General features: G+C 72.8%; 12 protein-coding genes. 8 read left to right on the top strand and 4 right to left on the bottom strand.

Annotation, left to right across the window (positions count from 1 at the left end; genetic code table 11):
• Positions 1–63 precede the first annotated feature (63 nt).
• Positions 64–792, bottom strand: a complete 729-nt coding sequence (locus tag WMF27_RS40465; protein WP_437943452.1) for a hypothetical protein — start codon at positions 790–792, stop codon at positions 64–66.
• A 998-nt stretch (positions 793–1,790) separates the two neighbouring features.
• Between WMF27_RS40465 and WMF27_RS40460 the strand changes: the two genes are divergently transcribed.
• Positions 1,791–2,414, top strand: coding sequence for a hypothetical protein (locus WMF27_RS40460; RefSeq protein ID WP_437943451.1), 624 nt, complete (start codon positions 1,791–1,793; stop codon positions 2,412–2,414).
• On the opposite strand, the gene WMF27_RS40455 is transcribed toward WMF27_RS40460, so the two are convergent.
• Complete coding sequence (locus WMF27_RS40455; RefSeq protein WP_437943450.1) at positions 2,396–4,486, bottom strand: carotenoid oxygenase family protein; 2,091 nt, start codon at positions 4,484–4,486, stop codon at positions 2,396–2,398. The two genes, WMF27_RS40460 and WMF27_RS40455, sit on opposite strands and share 19 nt — an antisense overlap.
• A 259-nt stretch (positions 4,487–4,745) precedes the next feature.
• Between WMF27_RS40455 and WMF27_RS40450 the strand changes: the two genes are divergently transcribed.
• The 3 genes from WMF27_RS40450 to WMF27_RS40440 all read left to right on the top strand — a co-directional run bounded on the left by WMF27_RS40450 (position 4,746) and on the right by WMF27_RS40440 (position 6,843).
• Positions 4,746–5,867 carry a site-2 protease family protein gene (locus WMF27_RS40450; RefSeq protein ID WP_437943449.1) on the top strand — a complete coding sequence of 374 codons (1,122 nt, stop codon included), beginning with the start codon at positions 4,746–4,748 and terminating at the stop codon, positions 5,865–5,867.
• An 85-nt stretch (positions 5,868–5,952) separates the two neighbouring features.
• Positions 5,953–6,369, top strand: a complete 417-nt coding sequence (locus WMF27_RS40445; RefSeq protein WP_437943448.1) for a hypothetical protein — start codon at positions 5,953–5,955, stop codon at positions 6,367–6,369.
• A gap of 33 nt (positions 6,370–6,402) precedes the next feature.
• The gene (locus WMF27_RS40440) at positions 6,403–6,843 is read left to right on the top strand and encodes a hypothetical protein (protein ID WP_437943447.1); all 441 of its coding nucleotides are present in this window, start codon (positions 6,403–6,405) and stop codon (positions 6,841–6,843) included.
• Positions 6,844–7,003: 160 nt separating this feature from the next.
• Here WMF27_RS40440 and WMF27_RS40435 read toward each other — a convergent pair whose 3' ends face one another.
• Positions 7,004–8,431 carry a sensor histidine kinase gene (locus WMF27_RS40435; protein ID WP_437943446.1) on the bottom strand — a complete coding sequence of 476 codons (1,428 nt, stop codon included), beginning with the start codon at positions 8,429–8,431 and terminating at the stop codon, positions 7,004–7,006.
• 137 nt (positions 8,432–8,568) lie between these two features.
• Between WMF27_RS40435 and WMF27_RS40430 the strand changes: the two genes are divergently transcribed.
• From WMF27_RS40430 to WMF27_RS40415, 4 genes are all read left to right on the top strand, one after another.
• Entirely contained in the window at positions 8,569–10,767 is a 2,199-nt protein-coding gene (locus WMF27_RS40430; protein WP_437943445.1) for a MopE-related protein, read from the top strand.
• A 48-nt stretch (positions 10,768–10,815) separates the two neighbouring features.
• On the top strand, positions 10,816–11,748 hold the full coding sequence (locus tag WMF27_RS40425) for an ABC transporter permease (protein ID WP_437763589.1): 933 nt from the start codon (positions 10,816–10,818) through the stop codon (positions 11,746–11,748).
• Positions 11,745–12,398 carry a hypothetical protein gene (locus WMF27_RS40420; protein WP_437763590.1) on the top strand — a complete coding sequence of 218 codons (654 nt, stop codon included), beginning with the start codon at positions 11,745–11,747 and terminating at the stop codon, positions 12,396–12,398. The genes WMF27_RS40425 and WMF27_RS40420 overlap by 4 nt, the downstream gene beginning before the upstream one ends.
• 295 nt (positions 12,399–12,693) lie before the next feature.
• Positions 12,694–13,581: a zinc metalloprotease HtpX gene (locus WMF27_RS40415; protein WP_437769948.1), complete on the top strand. Its 888-nt coding sequence runs from the start codon at positions 12,694–12,696 to the stop codon at positions 13,579–13,581.
• A gap of 2,863 nt (positions 13,582–16,444) precedes the next feature.
• Here WMF27_RS40415 and WMF27_RS40410 read toward each other — a convergent pair.
• Entirely contained in the window at positions 16,445–17,314 is an 870-nt protein-coding gene (locus tag WMF27_RS40410) for a hypothetical protein (protein ID WP_437763591.1), read from the bottom strand.
• Between the last annotated feature and the right edge of the window lie 17 nt (positions 17,315–17,331).

Genomic DNA, 17,331 nt, shown 5'->3' with positions numbered 1-17,331 from the left:
CGCGGCGCCGAGGGATCCTGCGACGTGGAGTCCCTGGCGCCGGCCAGCGTGACGGGGATCAGATCACCAGAAGCCGCCGAAGCCGCCGCAGCCGCCGAACCCGCCGAGCGGAATGATGGACGTCGTGCAGTTCGTGAACGACGAGACGATGGCGCCGCCGCCGAAGCCGCAGCCGAGGCCGCCGAAGCCGCCCCAGCCGAAGCCGCCCCAGCCGCCGCCGAAGCCGCCCCAGCCGCCGCCGAAGCAGCGCTCGCCCTCACGCTGCCCGGTCTCCTGCCCGACCACGCCCACCTGCCCCAGGCCGGCCTGGCCGATCTGCGCCTGGCCCGTCTGGCCGATCTGCGCCTGGCCCGCCTGGCCGAGCTGCGCCTGGCCGATCTGAGCTTGCGAGAGGTCGGACGCCTGGCCGAGCTGCGCCGGGCCTTGCTGCGCGTATCCGCCCTTGGTCGGGTAGCCGCCCTTGCTCGGGAGGCCCTTGGTCGGAAACTCGCCCTTGCCGGGAAGGAGCCCGCCCTTGCCGGGCAGCTCGCCCTTGCTGGGGAGCATCGGAACGCCCTTCGAGGGCAGACCCTTGCTGGGGGGCAGACCGAGCTTGCTGGGCCCCATCTGGCCGACCTGAGCCTGAGCCTGCGACTGGGTCGCGTACCCACCGCGCTCGTCCGCCTCCAGCGCGCTGTTCGCGGAGTCGACGCTCTCGTCATCCATATCGAAGTCGTCGTCCGCGCCGACCGCGCACCCGGCACCGAGCGCCAGCATCATCGCGAAACCCATCGTCTTGTGCATCGAGATCATTGGTCCTCCCCGGTGTTCCTGATGAGCCTTGCGGCCCCCGAACACCTTGGTGCACCCCAGAGCAGGCTGTGTGCCTCGCTCTTCTGTGCAGAGGCTGCCGCTTCGCACAGCATGGATTCGCGGGATGGCGCCCGCGAATCAGGCGCTCCTCGCATCTGCGCTCCCCTGGGATTTCTCCGCGATTCAATCGCGGTGGATCCGGGCGAGCGCGGCGCTCGCTGGAGCGGCGTCGCGATGATGATGGATAGGATAGAAGGCGCCCCGCCGCGCGCCGCGCGGGAAGAAGGAAGACGCGAGCGCGGCGCCCCCGCGCGGTGGCCGTGGCGAGCGGAGGTGTCCTCAAAACAGGGTGAACCTCCCTCCGGATCCAGAAAAGAGCGGGCTCACGACGCGTCGACATCACGGGACGTCAACGGACGTGATCGAACCCAAACGGACGTGATCGGACGTGATCGGACGCAGGCGGATGGGATCGGACACAAACGAACGTGATCGGGCGAGCTCGATGGCGCCGTCCAGGCGAGACATGCGCCCTGCGCCCTGCCTGCTCAGCGCCTCGCGTCCCGACACGTTTGTGCATCTCTCTGCCCGTGACAGCGGAATTGTCGCTTCCGGTCGGAATCGACCGTCGGCGCCCGACGCGACGCGGCGAGCGGGCGACGAGACCGCCCGCGCCGCAACAAGCCACTCCCGCGGCGCCGCTTTCCTGCTCCGGCGGCGGACGGAGTCGAATCGGCCGTTATTCCCACTTGCGCAGGACGTTCTGTAAATGGTCCAGTGGAGGATGTCGGTGACAGGGAGGGAGCCTCTGATTGTGTAGTTTGCCCCACGGCTCTCGACGACTCGGTGGCGGGTTGTCTCATGTCGTCCGGGACGCTGGCTCTCCAGCGTGCTCGGCGTTGGCCGAACGGCGGTGGTGGAGCGCCGGATCGAGCTGCCTTGGCCAAGGTTTGCAGGATCGGCGCGCGTCGGTCGCGGCGCTGTAGCAGAGCAGAAACATGGTCCAGCGTCGCATCGCGGCCGTCGCCGCCTATCTGCCGGAGCGCGTCGTCACGAACCAGGAGCTCATCACCAGCTATGGTCTCCCTCACGCTGCGGACTGGCTGCACGAGGCGACGGGGGTCGCGGAGCGGCGCTTCGCCGGCGCGACGGAGACCACGCTTTCCATGGCCGCGGCGGTGCTGCGGGAGCTCATCGAGGTGGGGCGGCTCCGCGATCCCTTCGTCGATGTCCTCATCATGACGGGCGACGACGGCGGGGGAGGGGACGCCGGCGGGGCGGCCTTCGCCGCGTGCATGGCCGGCCTCGTGCCCGCGCTGGCGATCGATCTCACGCCCGCTCAGGGCGGTTTTGCCGCGGCCGTCGAGCTGGCGAATCGGCACCTCGACAGGGGGTGTCGTCGCGTGCTCATCGTGGCGAGCGACGTGCGGTCGCGGCGCCTGCGCGAGGGGCAGCCGTGGGGCAACCACCAGATCACGGAGATCCTGGGAGACGGCGCCACGGGCGTGCTGCTCGAGCGGGTCGACGGCCTCGGGGCCGAGGTCCCCCCGCGCTGCGCCGAGCCGCCCTCGTCTCGCGGCTCCCAGCCTTTCCTCTTCGCGGCTCACGCGAACCGCGGATAGACCTCCTCCTCGAAGAGCGTCTTCACCTGCTCCCCGGGGGCCTCTGCCACGAACTCCTCGTAATCCTCCCGCACCGGCACCCTGTATCCACCCCTCCACGGCGCGACCGAGTTGAGCCACGCCGTGTGGAGGGTCAGCCCCGGCCGGAACGCCGGATGTCCCAGCTTGCAGAGCGGCCCGCGCGCCAGGTTCGTCGCGTCGAAGATCCAGACCTCCGCGCGGCACGGCGTCGCGACGATCGCCACGACGTACCCGTCCGTGTCGGCCCCGCTGCCGCCGCGCCGCGGGACGAACTGCAGCGAGCTGAGCCAGCACCCCACGGCGCGCCGCGGGAACTCGTAGCGATCCTCGATCCGCATCGCGCGGTGGTTGAACCGGAACAGGCTGTCGGGGTGGCCGCCCTCCGCGCGCATCCGGCGGAGCGCCGGGAGGGGGAGCGACCTGTGCGGGTGCGCCGCGTAGAGCCGGTCGATGAACTCGGTCGACAGCTCATCCCATATCCCGCCGCCGCGCCAGTAGACGTTCTCGAGGCGATCGGGCGGCATCCACGACGCGCCCGTCTCCCGGTACGCATAGAGGCCGACGCCGAGCGCCCGCGCGGCGTCGGCGAACACCGCCTGGTCCACGACGCGCTCGGCCGCCGCGTCGAGGGTATACCGGCCGATCCGGTTCACGTCCGCCTGCCCGAGCGGGAACAGGCCGCGCAGGCGCGGCGGCGCCGGCGTCTTGTCGGCGGCGTGCCGATCGCAGGGCCGGAGCCACTCTCCGTGATCCGTGGCGCAGTTGTGCGCCGCGTGCACGGTGATGCGGTCCCCCGCGTCCTCGTAGTCGACGAGGAAATGGAGAGTCTCCAGCGGGACGACGACCCGCTTCACCACGACCGGCCCGCCGCCCGGCCGCAGCGCGTCCCGCCGGACCAGGTAGAACGTCGTGCTCGGCTCGTGGGGCATCGTGAGGAGCGACCGGACGAGGCGCTCGACCCCGGGGCTCTCCTTGGAGCCCCGGAACGCCACGCTCTCCAGGCCGATCCTGAGCGCCGTGTCCGCGAGCACGACCCAGCGCCGCGTCAGGCCGATCTGGTGCACGCTCTGCTCGATGCGCACCGGCGCGCCGCTCGGCAGGACCAGCGCGTGCCGCTCGGGCTCGTTGTGGCCGTCCCATCGCAGGAGATGCGCGAAGTCGCCCGCCGGCTCGTCGAGCGCCACGCCGCCGAAGCGCGCCGCCTGCCGCGCGAGGAGGTCGCCCGGCCCAGCCGGCGCGCTCGGGCGGAGGCGCGCGGGCAGGAGCTCGATCGCCCGCTTGGCGAACGCCTCGATCCGATCCGCCCTCGGGCGGACGAGCTGCTGCTCGATCATCGACGCGGCCGCCGCGGCGAGCCGATCCCAGGAGCGCGGGAGCGCGCCGAGCTCGTCGAGCCGCGGCAGCGACGCGACGAACAGGTGGAGGAGCGAGCGGCCGTAGTTGACGGTGAGGAGCTCGCCCCGCTCCGCGTCGAAGCATGGGTGCGCGCTCGAGAGCGTCATCGGAAAGGGGTGATCGACGGGCGCGGCCGGGTACCACGTGCTGTTGCGCCCGACCGGCGTGACGAGCTCCAGCGTGGCCGGGTCGATCTCGTAGGGCCTGCCCGTGTCGCTCGTGACGAGCAGGCGCGCCGGCGCGCGCGGCGCGTGCATGGGCACGAACGCGGTGTTGAGGTGGTTCCGCAGGCCGAGGTGCGGCGAGAAGCGGAGCAGCCCTGCGTCGCGGAAGCCGAGCGCCTCGAAGCGCGTGCCGGCGCGCGAGGCGGCGTCCGCGTGATAACAGGGCGTTCGCGCGATCTTCGAGGTCAGCCGGACCGCGCCGCCGCGGCCGAAGTCGAGCCGGTAGATCATCCCATTGCCATTGAGGATCGGCGCGCCGTCCGCTCTCGGCAGGTCGCCGTCCACCGAGCCGACGGGCCCGATCGCGAACACGTGGCCCGTGAGGTCCCTCGGCACGCCGCCCGCGTGGGAGGACTCCAGGACCGCGAGCTCGACCTTCGTCAGCTCTTCCGTGCTCGCTGCCATCAATGCATCGGGGACGCGCTGGCGCATGACGACCTCGGTCACACCAAGCTACGCCAATCCGCGCGCCGCGTGGGCGCCGCGCTGCGCCGCGCGCCTCCAAATGCGCTCCCCTCGCCGTGAGTCCCGCCTGGGACGGAAGCGCGCTGGCGCCCTCGCAGCGTCGCGCGCCGCTCTGCATTGCGTGGCGGGGCCGCGCGGCTGCCCTGGTCTTCCGCGCATTGGCGCTGTCCCGGCGGCTTGCGAAGGTGCTTGTCGGCCCCATCTGTACCTGCGGATCAGGAGGCACATGTTCGACCAGGGGCTGACAGTCCTGCGGATCCGTGGAATCCCGATACGGCTGCACATCACATTGCTGATTTTCCTGCCGTACGTGGCCTATCTGGCGTCGTCGCAGTTCTCGGTGATCGCGTCGTCGCTCGGGATTCCGCGCGAGGAGATGCGCCTGCCGCCGCTCGCCTGGGGGGCGATCCTGGCTGTCGGGCTGTTCGTGGCGGTGCTCGTGCACGAGCTGGCCCACTCGTTCGTCGCGCTCAAGAACGGGATCCGGGTGCGCGCGATCACGCTGATGATGCTGGGCGGCGTCTCGCAGATGGAGCGCGACGATCCCGAGCACGAGGCGTGGATGGCGTTCGCCGGCCCGCTCATGAGCTTCGGTATCGCGCTCGCCAGCTACGTCGCGTATCGGCTGCTCCCGGCGCCGGCGGAGGTCGGCGCCGCGCTCGTGGCCTTCGCGATCACGAACGCGCTGCTCGGCGCGTTCAACCTGCTGCCGGCCTTCCCGATGGACGGCGGCCGGGTGCTGCGCGGGCTGCTCCTGCGCCGCCTCGGGCGGGCCCGCGCGACGCGCATCGCGACGGCGACCGGCAAGGTGATGGCGGTGGCCTTCGGGCTCTTCGGCTTGCTCTCGTGGAACCTGATCCTGGTGCTCATCGCGATGTTCGTCTACATGGGGGCGTCGGCCGAGCAGGCGCGCTCCAGCACGAACGAGCTGCTCCGCGGCATCCCGATCGCGCGGCTCATGACCGATCGGCTCGGCGAGGCGTATGCGGACGAGAGCCCTCGCGCGGTGGCCGAGCGGCTCCTGCGCAACAACCTGGTCGGCGCGCGGGTCATCGACGATCCCCGGGACGGCGCGGGGCGCCGCGAGATCGGCGTCGTCACGGTCTGGGATCTCGCGCGCCAGCTGCAGGGCGGCGCCGCGCCGGCGACGGTCGGCGCGGTGATGCCCGTGGATGTGCCGAGGGCGCACGCGGACGACGACGCGTCCCGCTCGTTCGACGTGCTGGCGAGCGGCGAGGCGAGCGTGATCGCGGTGCTCGACGAGGGCGAGCGCGTGATCGGCCTGGTGACGTCGGCGGAGATCCAGCGCGCGCTCGCGCTCGCCGGCGCGCTCCGCGCGGCCCGGTGAGCGCCGCGCCGGCGGAGATCCGGAGATCTCGAGTCGCGCCGCGCTGGCACTCGCGTTGCTGAGTTGCGCCCCGAGGAGCAATGACGTGAAGCAGAGCAACAACGTGACTCCGCCCGTGCGAGGGCGGTCCAGATCTCTCGGTGTGACGAGGGCCCCGCTCGCGGCGGCTGCGCTCGCGGTCGGCGCCTCGCTGCTCATGGGGTGTATGGGCACGGTCGGGACCGAGGGGGGGTTCGTCGTGTCCGGCGTTCCGGCGGTGCGCGCCGAGATCGTCCCGGTGGAGATCGCCGCGTATCCGCGCGTCTATTTCCGCGGGACGTATGCGTACCTGGTCGACGGCCGCTGGTATTACCCGACGAACCGGGGCTGGGTCATCTTCGAGGAGGAGCCCACGGAGCTCCAGCACTACAGGCAGACGTACCGGACGTCGCCGCGGTACGTGCCGGAGCGCGAGCTGAGCTATCCGCGCGAGCGGGGGCGCCGTTACTACACACCGCGTTGACAGCGGGGCAGCAGCGAAAGGACGGGTACGAGGATGAATCAGGAGAAGAGCGTCTTTCCCCTCTGCGGCCTCGCGTTATCGAGCTTCCTGGCCCTGGGGTGCATCGTCGACGTGGAGCCCAGCTCCCAGCGCCGGCCGCGGCCCGTGCAGGCCGTCGGGAGCCTGACGATGGAGTGGACCGTGGCGAACCGGATGGATTCGCGGGCGTGCTTCCAGCACAGCCGCGGAGGCGCGGATTTCGAGCTGATCGTTTACCGGGGCAGCCGCGAGGTGGCGAGAGACTACGCGCGCTGCGACGACTTCAGCATCACCGTGGATCTCCCGCCCGACGAATACACGGCCACGGCGACGCTCGTGGAGCGTGGCAACGACCGCCCCGTCACCACGACGCTGCAGGTGGAGGCCATCCATATCGTGCGCGGCGCGACGCTCAACCTCGACGTCGATTTCCCGCCGAGCTCGTTCCTGCGATAGCAGGTGAGAGTTCAACGCAAAGGCGCAAAGGCGCAAAGGCGCAAAAAGGAACAAATGTTCATGCCTTCTTGCGACTTTGCGCTCTTGGCGTCTTTGCGTCTTTGCGTTGGATGTCTCCGCTCGCGAGGCAGAGCCCTGGCGGGATCTCTGCCACGCGGCGCTACCCCGAGCGCGGGATCGTGAGCCGCACCCGCGTCTCGCCGCGCGGCCCGTCCTCGATGGCGATACCGTAGTTCGTGTGGGCGGCGATCGCGTGCGCCGCGATGAGCGGCAGCGCCGGCGGGCGGCCCTGCGCGACCGCCTCGAAGTCGCGGCTCAGCACGACGCTCCGCGCCGCGGCCGGGAGCGGCGGCCCGGCGTCGTCGAAGGTGATCTCGACCCCGCTCGGGCCCTCGGAGAGGGAGACGAGCACCTCGCTGCCCGGCGGCGACGCGCTGATGGCGTGGTCGAGCAGCGCGTGCAGCAGCACCGTCAGCGCGCCCTGCGGCACCACCTCCTGCGTGGTCTCCGGCGCCTCGACCACCACGCGCACGTCGTGGCGGGCCGCGCGCGCGAGATCGTCCTTCACGACGTCGCGCAGCACGTCGGCGACGTCGCAGTGGCGCGGGAACTCGTGGAGCGGACATGCGCCCAACCTGGCGAGATCACTGACGATTTCTGACGCCGCGGTCACGTGGCGCCCCACCGACGAGGCCGTCTCGCCCGCGTCGCCGCCGTGGGTCCGGAGCGGCGCGATGTCGCGGCCGATCGCCGACAGGATGCCGCGCAGCTGCGTGCCGAGCACGCGCACCGCGGCGACGAGCACCGCGAGGCTGTCGCCGCTCGGCGGCAGGTGCGACACCGGCTCGCTGCCGCCGAGCCGCGAGATGACGCTGGGCAGCGACCCGCGCTCCCGCTCGCCCTCGGCCCGCGAGAAGACCGCGGCGAGCTCGCGCGCGTAGGCCTCGCCCTGGGCCTGCGCGGCGGCGAGCTCCTTCTTGAGGCTCTCGACCTCGAGGCGCTGGAGATCGACCTCGGCGGGCAGCGTCAGCGTCTGCATCTGGCCGTCGAGCTCGAGCCGGCCGCCGTAGCGCAGCGCCATGCGCGACAGCCACACCCGCTCGGTCTCGAAGTTCACGGGCGTCTCCGGGCCGAGGTTGACCCGGACGCTGACCTCGGCGCCGACGCGGTGGATGCTCACGTCGGGCGCCCCGGTCAGGCTCGAGGGGTCGCCGCCCTGCGCGATGAGCACCTGGAGCATCCGCCGGAGCTCGGTCTCGTCGCCGAACACGGTGGTCCCTTCGCCCATCTCGATCTGCACGCGCGCCTCGGGCGCGACCTCCCAGAGGAGCGCGGTCAGGTCGACGCGGCCGCGCCGCCCGCGCGGCAGGGGGCGGCCGTGGAGCGACGCGAGCATGCTCACCGCCTCGTCGAGCCGGTTGAGCGTGCTCTCGACGCCGCCCGAGCTGTCGTCCGGCGACGGCGTCGGCGGCGGCGCGCTCTCGGTCGCGATCATCCCCACGCCCTGGCGGAGCTTCTGGGCGGCGCTCCGCGCCTCCTGTGCCAGCAGCCACGTCAGCTCGGGTCGGGTCAATCTGTCGCTGGTCACCCTGTTTTTCCCTCTATCCGCGACGCTCGGCGGAATCGCGCGCCATGATGCCAGACGTGGCGGTGCCCTGCTACGCTCATTGCCGCTCACCTCGTTCGATGCGGACTCACACTTCCTCCTTCTTGACGCCTTCCTCCTTGACGCGTCTCGCTCTCCTCTGCGGAGCGGTCGCCGCGGCGGCGCTCGCCGGCGCCGCCTGCGCCTCGAGCGCCCCGAGCCCCTTCCCGTCGGCCGGGGCGGGCGGCGACGGCGGCGCCGGCGGCGAGGGCGGCGCCGGCGGCGAGCAGGCTCCAGCGGACCCGACGCTGGGCGGCCCGTGCGTCGACGACGATCAGTGCGAGGACGGATTTCCCTGCACCTTCGACGCGTGCGACACCGCCCTCGGGCGGTGCCGCTTCACGCCGGACGACAGCGCCTGCCAGAACGACGTCTACTGCGACGGCGTCGAGCGCTGCAACCCGCGGCTCGGCTGCGTGCCCGGCGCGCCGGTCGCGTGCGACGATCAGAGCACCTGCACGATCGACGCGTGCGACGAGGCGACCAAGACGTGCTCGAGCGCGCCGCGCGACGCCGATCTCGACGGCGATCCCGACGAGCACTGCAGCGGGGGCGACTGCGACGACGCCGATCCCACGGTGTCGTCGGCGCAGCCCGAGGTCTGCGGCAACGATCGGGACGACGACTGCGACGGGCGCGTCGACGAGAGCGGCTGTGTGTCTCCGGAGCACGACACGTGCCTGGACGCGCTGGAGATCTCCGCGCCGGGCTCGTACGCGATGACGACGGCGGGCGCGGGCTTCCACTACGCGAGCTCGTGCGGCCTGCCCCGCCCTGCGAGCACGCACGACGTCGTGGCCGCGGTGATCTTGCCGCCGGGGCCGCCGGTCGACGTGGAGGTGACCGCGCGGACGGAGGCCCCCGATGGGGAGACGGAGGCCACCGACGTCGCCGTGACGCTCGCCGGCCAGTGCGGCGACGCCGCGACCGAGCTCGCGTGCGGGGGGCCCCACGAGGCGGCGGACGGCGGCAAGCTCGCGAAGCTCCGGGCCCGCGGCCTCGGCGATCCGGAGCGGGCGACGGCGCTGCCGCTCTACGTGACGACGAAGGTGGGCGCGCCGGTCATCGTCGACGTGGCGTTCCTGCCGCCGGCGCCGGCGCCGGAGAACGAGACGTGCGGCACGGCGGCGCCCCTCTCGCCGGGCGCGCCGGCGCTGGCGACGATCCTCGACGCCGCCCTGGATCTCGGGACCGCGTGCGAGACCGGGCTCGGGGAGCTCGTGTACACGTTCGAGCTCGCCGAGCCCCGGGACGTCGACCTCTACGCGATCTCGACCGACGGCGACGGCGATCCCTCGCTCTCGCTGCGGAGCGCCGCGTGCGCGCTGCCGGAGGACGAGCTCGCCTGCCAGACGGCGGCGGCGCCGCACCTCTTCCGGCGCGCGCTGCCGGCCGGGGTGTACGCCGTCGCGGTCTCCGCGACGGCGCCGACCTCGGTGCTCGTCACGCTGGAGCTCTCGCCGCCGACCGAGCCTCCGCCGGACGAGGGGTGCGAAGGGGCGGCCGAGCTCGCGCCGAACCGGACGGTCTCCGTGTCGCTGCTCGGCCACCAGGACGACGTGGATCTCGGCTGCGGCCCGGCGGCCGTCGACGCCGTGTACGCGCTCGAGCTGCCGGTCGCGTCCGACGTGCTGCTCGTCGAGAAGCTGTCGGCCGGCGACTCCGGCGCGATCGCCCTGTCCGCGCCGGCGTGCGGCGGCGAAGGCGATCGGCTCGCGTGCGCCGAGGGCGAGGTCACGCCGCTCCGGAGCGCGCGGCGCAACGTCGCGCCGGGGTCGTACCGGGTCGTGGCCGAGGCGCAGCTCGGCCAGCCCGTGAGCGTGACGGCGTTCGTCCGGCCGGCGGCGCCGCCGACGCTGGTGCCCTTCTCCGACGCGTGCGAGGGGGCGCTGGAGATCCCGGAGAGCGGCGGCTTCTTCCAGGGCAACACGGCCAACGCCGCCGCGGACTTCGACGCCGGCTGCGACCGCGCGGGCACGCAGAAGGGCGGCGCCCGGGACCAGCTCCTCCGGCTCACGCTCACCGCGCGCAGGCGGGTCGTGCTCGACATGGCCGGCTCGAGCTACGAGACGCTGCTCTCGGTCCGCCGCGGCCCGGGCTGCCCGGGCGTCGAAATGCCGCGATCGTGCACGATCGGTACGGATCCCCAGCGGAGCTTCCTCGATCTCGTGCTCGATCCTGGCGTTTATTACCTCCAGGTCGACGGCCACGCGCTCGCGCACGGCCTGTGGTTCCTGGACGTGCGGGTCGTCGACCCCGGGGACGGCGCCGGCCCCTGACCGGCGACTCTTTACAAGCGCCCCCCGTCCCTTGCTAACGTCGCCCCGATGTTCGGCCGCATCTCTGCGATCGCCCTCAACACCTACCGGGAATCGCTTCGGGCGCGGATCCTCATCGGCCTCGCGGGCGTCGCCTTCGCGGTCGCGTTCTACTCGATCATCGTCGGCGCCTACACGCTCCGCAACGGGGCGCGGGTCGTGAGCGACCTCGGCGTCGCGTCGATCTCGCTCTTCAGCATCGCGGTCGCGGTCATCATCGGCGCGACGTCGCTGTACCGCGAGCTCGAGCAGAAGACGATCTTCCCGATCCTGGCCCGCCCGGTGCGCCGCGGCGAGCACCTCGTCGGCAAGTACCTCGGCACGCTGCTCACGCTCGGGGTGTTCATCCTGGCCGACGCCGGGCTCGTGCTGCAGATCAGCGCCGTGCTGGCCGGCCGCTCGCTGGCCCTCGTGGCGGGCGCCGGGGCCGCCTCGCTCGCGGCGCTCGGGCTCATGGCGTGGCGCTCGCCGCCGGCGCGCACGTACGGGTTCATCCCCTGGGCGGCGGTCTTCCTCGTGCTCGGCGTGCTCTTCTCGGACGGCGCGCCGACGGAGCGCCGCGTCGTGCTCGCGGGCAGCGCGCTCGCGTTCCTCGAGGTCGGCATCGTCGCCGCGGTGGCGACGCTGTTCTCGTCGTTCTCGACGCCGTTCCTGTCGTCGCTGCTCACGCTGGGCGTCTTCCTCATCGGGCGCAACGCCGACTCGCTCGCCCGGCTGCCGGTGAAGTACTTCGGCCCCCAGATCAGCGCCGCGGCGCGCGCCTTCTCCAAGGTGGTCCCGAACCTTCAGATCTACGTGCCGCCGCGCCCGTTGCTCGCGGGCGAGGTCGCTGACGCGAACCTCCTCGTGTACCTGGGCTGGGCGGCGATCACGTGCGCCGGGTGGGCGCTCATCCTCCTGCTGGTGGCGGCGTTCGTCTTCAAGAGACGCGACTTTCTGTGAGGCTCCCGGTCGTGCTCGGCGTGCTGCGCGGCCTCGCGGTCGCCGGCTTCCTCGTCGGCGCGGCGTCGCTGCGGGTGGTGGCCGCGGGCGAGCGGGAGATCGCGGAGAGCACGGACGCCCTGCGCGCCGGCGACGCGCACGCGGCGGCGCTCCACGCGCGGCGGGCGGCGGGCTGGTACGCCCCCGGGGCGCCGCACGTCCGCGTGGCGTACGAGCGGCTGATCGCGCTCGCGACGGCCGCCGAGGGCCTCGGTCGGGCCGACACGGCGCTCTTCGCGTGGCGCGCGGTGCGCACGGCCGCCCTGGAGACGCGGTGGCTCACGACGCCGCACGCGGAGGACCTGGAGCTGGCCAACGCCGCCATCGCCCGCCTCTCGGCGGCCGCGCCGCGCCCGCCGGGCACCCGGACCGAGCCCGCCGTGACGGTCGAGCGGCAGCACCTCGCGGCGCTCGCGCGCGACGAGGCGCCGCGGGTCGGCTGGGTGGTCGCCCTCGTCGGGGCGTTCGCGGCGTGGGTCGCGGGCGCCGTCTGGGTGGCGCGGCGCGGGGTCACGGTGACGGGGCAGTGGGTGTGGCCGCGGGCGGCGCCGGGGCTCGCGGTGTGCGCGGCGGGCGTCGCGGTGTGGCTCCTGGCGATCTGGCAGGCGTGAGACGCGCCGGCGGGCGCATTCCGCGCTGAGCTCGCGTATCGCGGTGTCAGAGATTCCGCGCTGAGCTCGCGTATCGCGGTGCCAGAGGTGGAATGGGCCGCGAGGCGAAATGGGGCGGTGGGGCGAAATGGGGCGGGCCAGCAGGAGTGGCGGTCGGGAGAGCCACAGGCGGGAATCCGCCGGACACGACATCTGCTGATCGGGTGCGCGGGGTATTGCAATGCGACGCGCGCGACACATCGATCTCCGGGGAGTGGCTCTTGCAGCGCTCCGTTCCGAGGAGGGAACGAAGTTCATGAAGAATCAGATCAAGACGATCCTGTTGCTCGGCGTCATGTCGGCAATCCTGGTGTCCATCGGCGGGGCGCTGGGGCCCGGGTACCTCGTCTTGTTCGGCGTGCTCGCGCTCGCGATGAACCTGGGTGCGTATTTCATGTCCGATCGCATCGTGCTCGCGGTGCACCGGGCCGCCGAGGTCTCGCCCTTCGAGGCCCCGGGGCTGCACCGGATGGTGGAAGAGCTCTCGATCCGGGCGGGGATCCCGAAGCCCCGCGTCTATGTCATTCCGGACGCGCAGCCGAACGCCTTCGCCACGGGGCGCAACCCGGAGCACGGGGTCGTGGCGGTGACCGAGGGCATCATGCAGCTCCTGAGCGAGCGTGAGCTGCGCGGCGTGCTGGCGCACGAGATCGCGCACATCAAGAACCGCGATATCCTGGTATCGACGATCGCGGCGGCGTTCGCCTCGGGCATCACGTGGGTGGCCCATGCCGTGAGCTTCGCCGGGATATTCGGCGGATCGTCGGACGACGAGGGGGACGGCGCGAGCCCGCTCGGCGGGCTGGCCCTCGCGATCGTGGCGCCGATCGCGGCGACCCTCGTGCAGCTCGGCATCTCGCGGTCGCGCGAGTACATGGCGGACGAGCTCGGCGCCAGGCTGTCCGGGGACCCCGAGGCGCTCGCCAGCGCGCTGTCCAAGCTGGAGCACGGCGTGGCGCTCGTGCCCCCCGAGGCGGCGCGCCCGGCGACGGCCAGCCTCTTCATCGTCAACCCGCTCGCCGGGGCCGGCTCGGTGCTGAAGTGGTTCTCGACGCACCCGACGACCGAGGAGCGCGTGAGCCGGCTGCTCTCGATGGCGTCGAGTGGCCGGACGGCGCGGGGTTTTTCGAGCGTGATGGCCTGACGGCGGGCGGCGCTCTCCACGACGCGCAGATCCAGGTCGCCGCGCGCCTCCAGCCTGGAGGCGCCGCCGCTGACCGAGAAGATCCAGGTCTCCGACGAGGTGCCGACGATCACCCGCCCGGAGGCGAGCGCCTCGAGCGTGTAGATCTCGTCCTCGCTCTCCTCCTTGCTGAAGTCGTGCACGAGGACCGGCTTGCCGTGCGGGAGGTCTACCCACCAGAGCTTGGCGTCGCCGTCGGTCGCCACGAGGGCGGCGCTCCGATCCGCGGTCACCAGGCCCGTCGACGAGGGGGAGCTCGCCTTCACCGCGGTCTCGATGAGCTCCCCGTCCTTCAGCACGGCGAAGACGAAGGAGCGCCGGGCTTCCTTCTTCCACCCGATGTACACGTCGGCGGGGCGGTAGCGCTCGAGCTCCCGCGCGCCCGCTCCGAAACGCGCGCGCACGTCCTTCGGGACGTCCTCCTCGTCCTCCGGCAGCGGGCGCTGCTTGCCCAGGTAGCGCACGCCGACGCGGCCCGGGGCGGGCTCGACGGCGTACTCCTCGGGCGCCTTCCTCGGGCCTGACTCCGGCGCCTCGTCGTCGTCATCGTCCTCCTCGGACGGCGTGTACACGGCGACCTCGGGGAACGCGTCCGGGCTCGTGGCGAGCCGCTCGACCAGCGCGTCGAGGCCGAGCAGCTCGTAGGTGTCGCCGACGTGATCCATGAAGGCCCGGCCCCCGGCGATCCGGACCTCGCCCACGGAGGCCTTCACGCGGCCCACGCGGCGCAGCTTGCTCCCGTCGAAGCCGACGATGGTCAGCCCGTCCTCGGAGTCCTCGCCCTCGTAGCTCTTGACGAGGAGCAGCCGGCCGCCGAGGGCGGGGGTCAGGCCGTAGCCGTCCACGTCCCAGCGCTGCTCGAGGACGGCGCCCTCTCCCTCGCGGCGGTAGACGTCGAGGGACGCGCCCGTGGCGAGGATGACGCGGCCCTCCGGGCCGTAGGCGATGTCGGAGATCGACGCCTCGTGCTCGAAGAGGCGGCGCAGCTTGCCGTCCGCGAAGGAGAGCTCGGCGACGAGCTTGTCGTCGAACCCGTACAGCACCGCGCCGCCGTCCTCCCGCGCCGCGATGTAGCCGTGGGGGATGGGCAGCGCCTCGCCCTCGGCGCGCTTGAGCTCCCCGCCCTCGATCCAGGCGGCCGTCGCCGGCTTGCGCCGGAGCTTCGCGATGCCGTAGACGCGATCGCCGGGCGCCACCGCGACGCAGGAGGTCGACCCGAACAGCTCGCGCTCCGCGCGCTCGATCTCGGGCTCCGGGGGCACCTCGCGCGACCTCCGCCGCTCCACGCGGAGCGCGCCCTCCAGCACCTCTGGCAGAGATCCCTCGTCCTCGTCGCCCTCGTCGGACGTGCTCTCGCCCTCGTCGTCACCCTCGCCGGACGCGCTCTCGTCCTCGTCCTCGTCGCCGGGCTCGCGCTTCTTCAGCTCGGGGAAGGAGTCCGGCTGCGCGGCGAAGCGCGCGGCGAGCTCCTCCAGGCCGAGCAGCTCGTAGCACTCGTCGCCGTCCTCCACGATGACGCGGGCGCCGTCGAACACGATGTCGCCGATCGAGATGCGCACGCGGGCCAGCCGGCGCATCGAGGATCCGTCGTAGCCGAGGAGGGTGACGCCGTCCTCGCTCTCGTCCTCGTCGTCGAAGCACTTCAAGAGGAGCAGGCGTCCGCCGAAGACCGAGCGCATCCCGTAGCTGTCGAGGTCCCAGCGCCCCTCGAGCGCGACGCCCGAGCCCTCTCGCCGGTAGACGTCGATCGTGCCGCCCGCGACCAGCACCCGGCCCTCCGGGCCGTAGGCGACGTCGGAGAAGGGCTCGTCGTGCTCAAGGAGGCGCCGCACGGAGCCCTCCGCGAACACGACCTCCCATACGGCCTCCGAATCCTCCCCGATCAGCGCCGCGCCGCCGTCGTCGCGCGGGGCGAGGTACACGCCGTGCGTGGTGGCGAGCGGATCGCCCTGAGCGGTGCGGAGCTCACCGTTCTCGATCCACGCCGGGACAGGCGGCTTTCGCTTCGGCTTGGCGACGCCGAAGACGAGGCCGTTCGGCGCGATGTACACCTCGCCGCTCCGCCCGAAGAGCTTCCGTTGCTCGTCGGGAGCCTCGGGCGCCTTGTAGCCCGGCAGCCGCCCCAGCCGGAGCCCGCCGGAGATGACCCTGGGCTTGTCGTCGTCGTCGCTGGACTCCGCGTCGTCCGCGTCGTGCTCGTCGCCCGCCGCGCGCTCCGACGAGCGCGTCTCCTCGGGTGGCGCCACGCGCGCCGCCTCGCGCGCGGCTTCGACCGCCGGATCCACCGCGCACGCGGCCTCGAAGCGCTCGCTTCCGCCGAAGCGGGGCAGCTCGACGGGCCACCTCGGGCCCGCCGGGGGCTCGGGTCGTTGCTCGGCGAACCAGGCGTCCCAGTCGCTGTCGCTCTCGATCGCCTCGGCCAGGGAGGCCATCTCGATCGGATGCGCGCCGTGCACCGCGGTGAGGGCCTGCTGGACCGCGCGCGCCATGTCGACGACGCACGCCTTGCTCCACCCCGCCGGCCGCACCCGCACGAGCGCCCAGCGATCGGCCCACTGGAATGGCTCGCAGTGCTCCACCGCGCGCGCGTCGAGCGCCCGCTCCCACGCCTCGCCGACGGCGCGCCGCGCGGCCGCGTCCGGGGGCGCCACGAAGCAGAGCTCATAGGAGAACAGGTCCCCTTCGAGGTCGAACCAGTCGCTCGGCGCTGCCCCGAAGAACGCAAACGGATAGGGCGGAGATCCCGGCATGGGGGCGAACGGTACCGCAGCTCCTGTCGAGCGTGCAGGCGTCAGGCGCGCTGCCGGCGTCGATACGGGCCATCTCAGGAGGAGCGGCCTAGCAGCCAGTCCCGGTGGAGCATATAGGCCCGCCGCCATGCCTCCCCCGTCGCTGCCTCCGCCGCGATCCGCGCTCGCCAGTGCTCATCCGCCTGCGCTCGTGTCGCCTCCGTCAGCCCGTAACGCGCGAGGATCTCCGCCGCTTTGTCGGGGGCTATCGCGATCTCCGCGCACATCGCCGCATGTCGCTGGAGCGACGGCACCGCGGCGGGGGGTGCAGCGCCGGCGGGCGCTCTGGGGAAGGGCAGCGGATTCTGCTGGCCGAGCGCCGAGGCAACGGCGGTCGACAGGTCGGCGGTCTCGCCCCCGGGCGGGGCCGCAGCTCGGGCAGGCGAAGTCGATGACCGAGCGCGATCCGCGAGGGATGTCGCGCGCGCGTCGCCCTCGCCAGGTCCTCCGGGCGCGCGGTGCGCGAACGGGAGCGCCGGTCTGCGCAACGCGTCGGCCGAGGCCTCCACGGTCTCCCGCAGGCTCGTGAAGTGCCGCATGCCCGGCGGGACCGCCGCCAGCGCCGGCGGGATCGCTGCCGGCAGCGCGCCGAGCGACGCGAGCGCCGGCTGCTCGCGCTGGAGGCGCGCCTCGGCGCCGGCGAAGGCCCGGCAGAAGCGGTTCGAGAGGGCCTCGCCGCTGTCGGCGCTCTCGTCGGCGAGCGCGTCGGTCCACCCGCACACCGCGGCATCCCAATCCGCGTCCGCGACGTTCAGGCGGGCGAGGACCTCCGCCTTGGCGGATCGCGGGAAGCGGCGCAGGTGCGCGGAGATCTCGCCATACCGCTCGATGGTCAGCCCGCCGTGCGTCATCTCGGGGGGATCGGCCGGGGTCGTTCCGGACGCGTTCGTTGCGTCTCTCGCCATCTTCCTGGTTCCTCCGG

It is taken from the genome of Sorangium sp. So ce281, assembly GCF_051527395.1.
Classification (GTDB): domain Bacteria; phylum Myxococcota_A; class Polyangia; order Polyangiales; family Polyangiaceae; genus Sorangium; species Sorangium cellulosum_B.
This window is presented reverse-complemented; position numbering and strand designations above follow the sequence as displayed.

What these genes read in the sequence shown, in the direction of transcription:
- WMF27_RS40455 (WP_437943450.1), bottom strand. Translation starts at nt 4,486, where the DNA reads ATGCGCCAGCGCGTCCCCGATGCATTGATGGCAGCGAGCACGGAAGAG.
- WMF27_RS40465 (WP_437943452.1), bottom strand. Translation starts at nt 792, where the DNA reads ATGATCTCGATGCACAAGACGATGGGTTTCGCGATGATGCTGGCGCTC.
- WMF27_RS40440 (WP_437943447.1), top strand. Translation starts at nt 6,403, where the DNA reads ATGAATCAGGAGAAGAGCGTCTTTCCCCTCTGCGGCCTCGCGTTATCG.
- WMF27_RS40415 (WP_437769948.1), top strand. Translation starts at nt 12,694, where the DNA reads ATGAAGAATCAGATCAAGACGATCCTGTTGCTCGGCGTCATGTCGGCA.
- WMF27_RS40460 (WP_437943451.1), top strand. Translation starts at nt 1,791, where the DNA reads ATGGTCCAGCGTCGCATCGCGGCCGTCGCCGCCTATCTGCCGGAGCGC.
- WMF27_RS40450 (WP_437943449.1), top strand. Translation starts at nt 4,746, where the DNA reads ATGTTCGACCAGGGGCTGACAGTCCTGCGGATCCGTGGAATCCCGATA.
- WMF27_RS40410 (WP_437763591.1), bottom strand. Translation starts at nt 17,314, where the DNA reads ATGGCGAGAGACGCAACGAACGCGTCCGGAACGACCCCGGCCGATCCC.
- WMF27_RS40425 (WP_437763589.1), top strand. Translation starts at nt 10,816, where the DNA reads ATGTTCGGCCGCATCTCTGCGATCGCCCTCAACACCTACCGGGAATCG.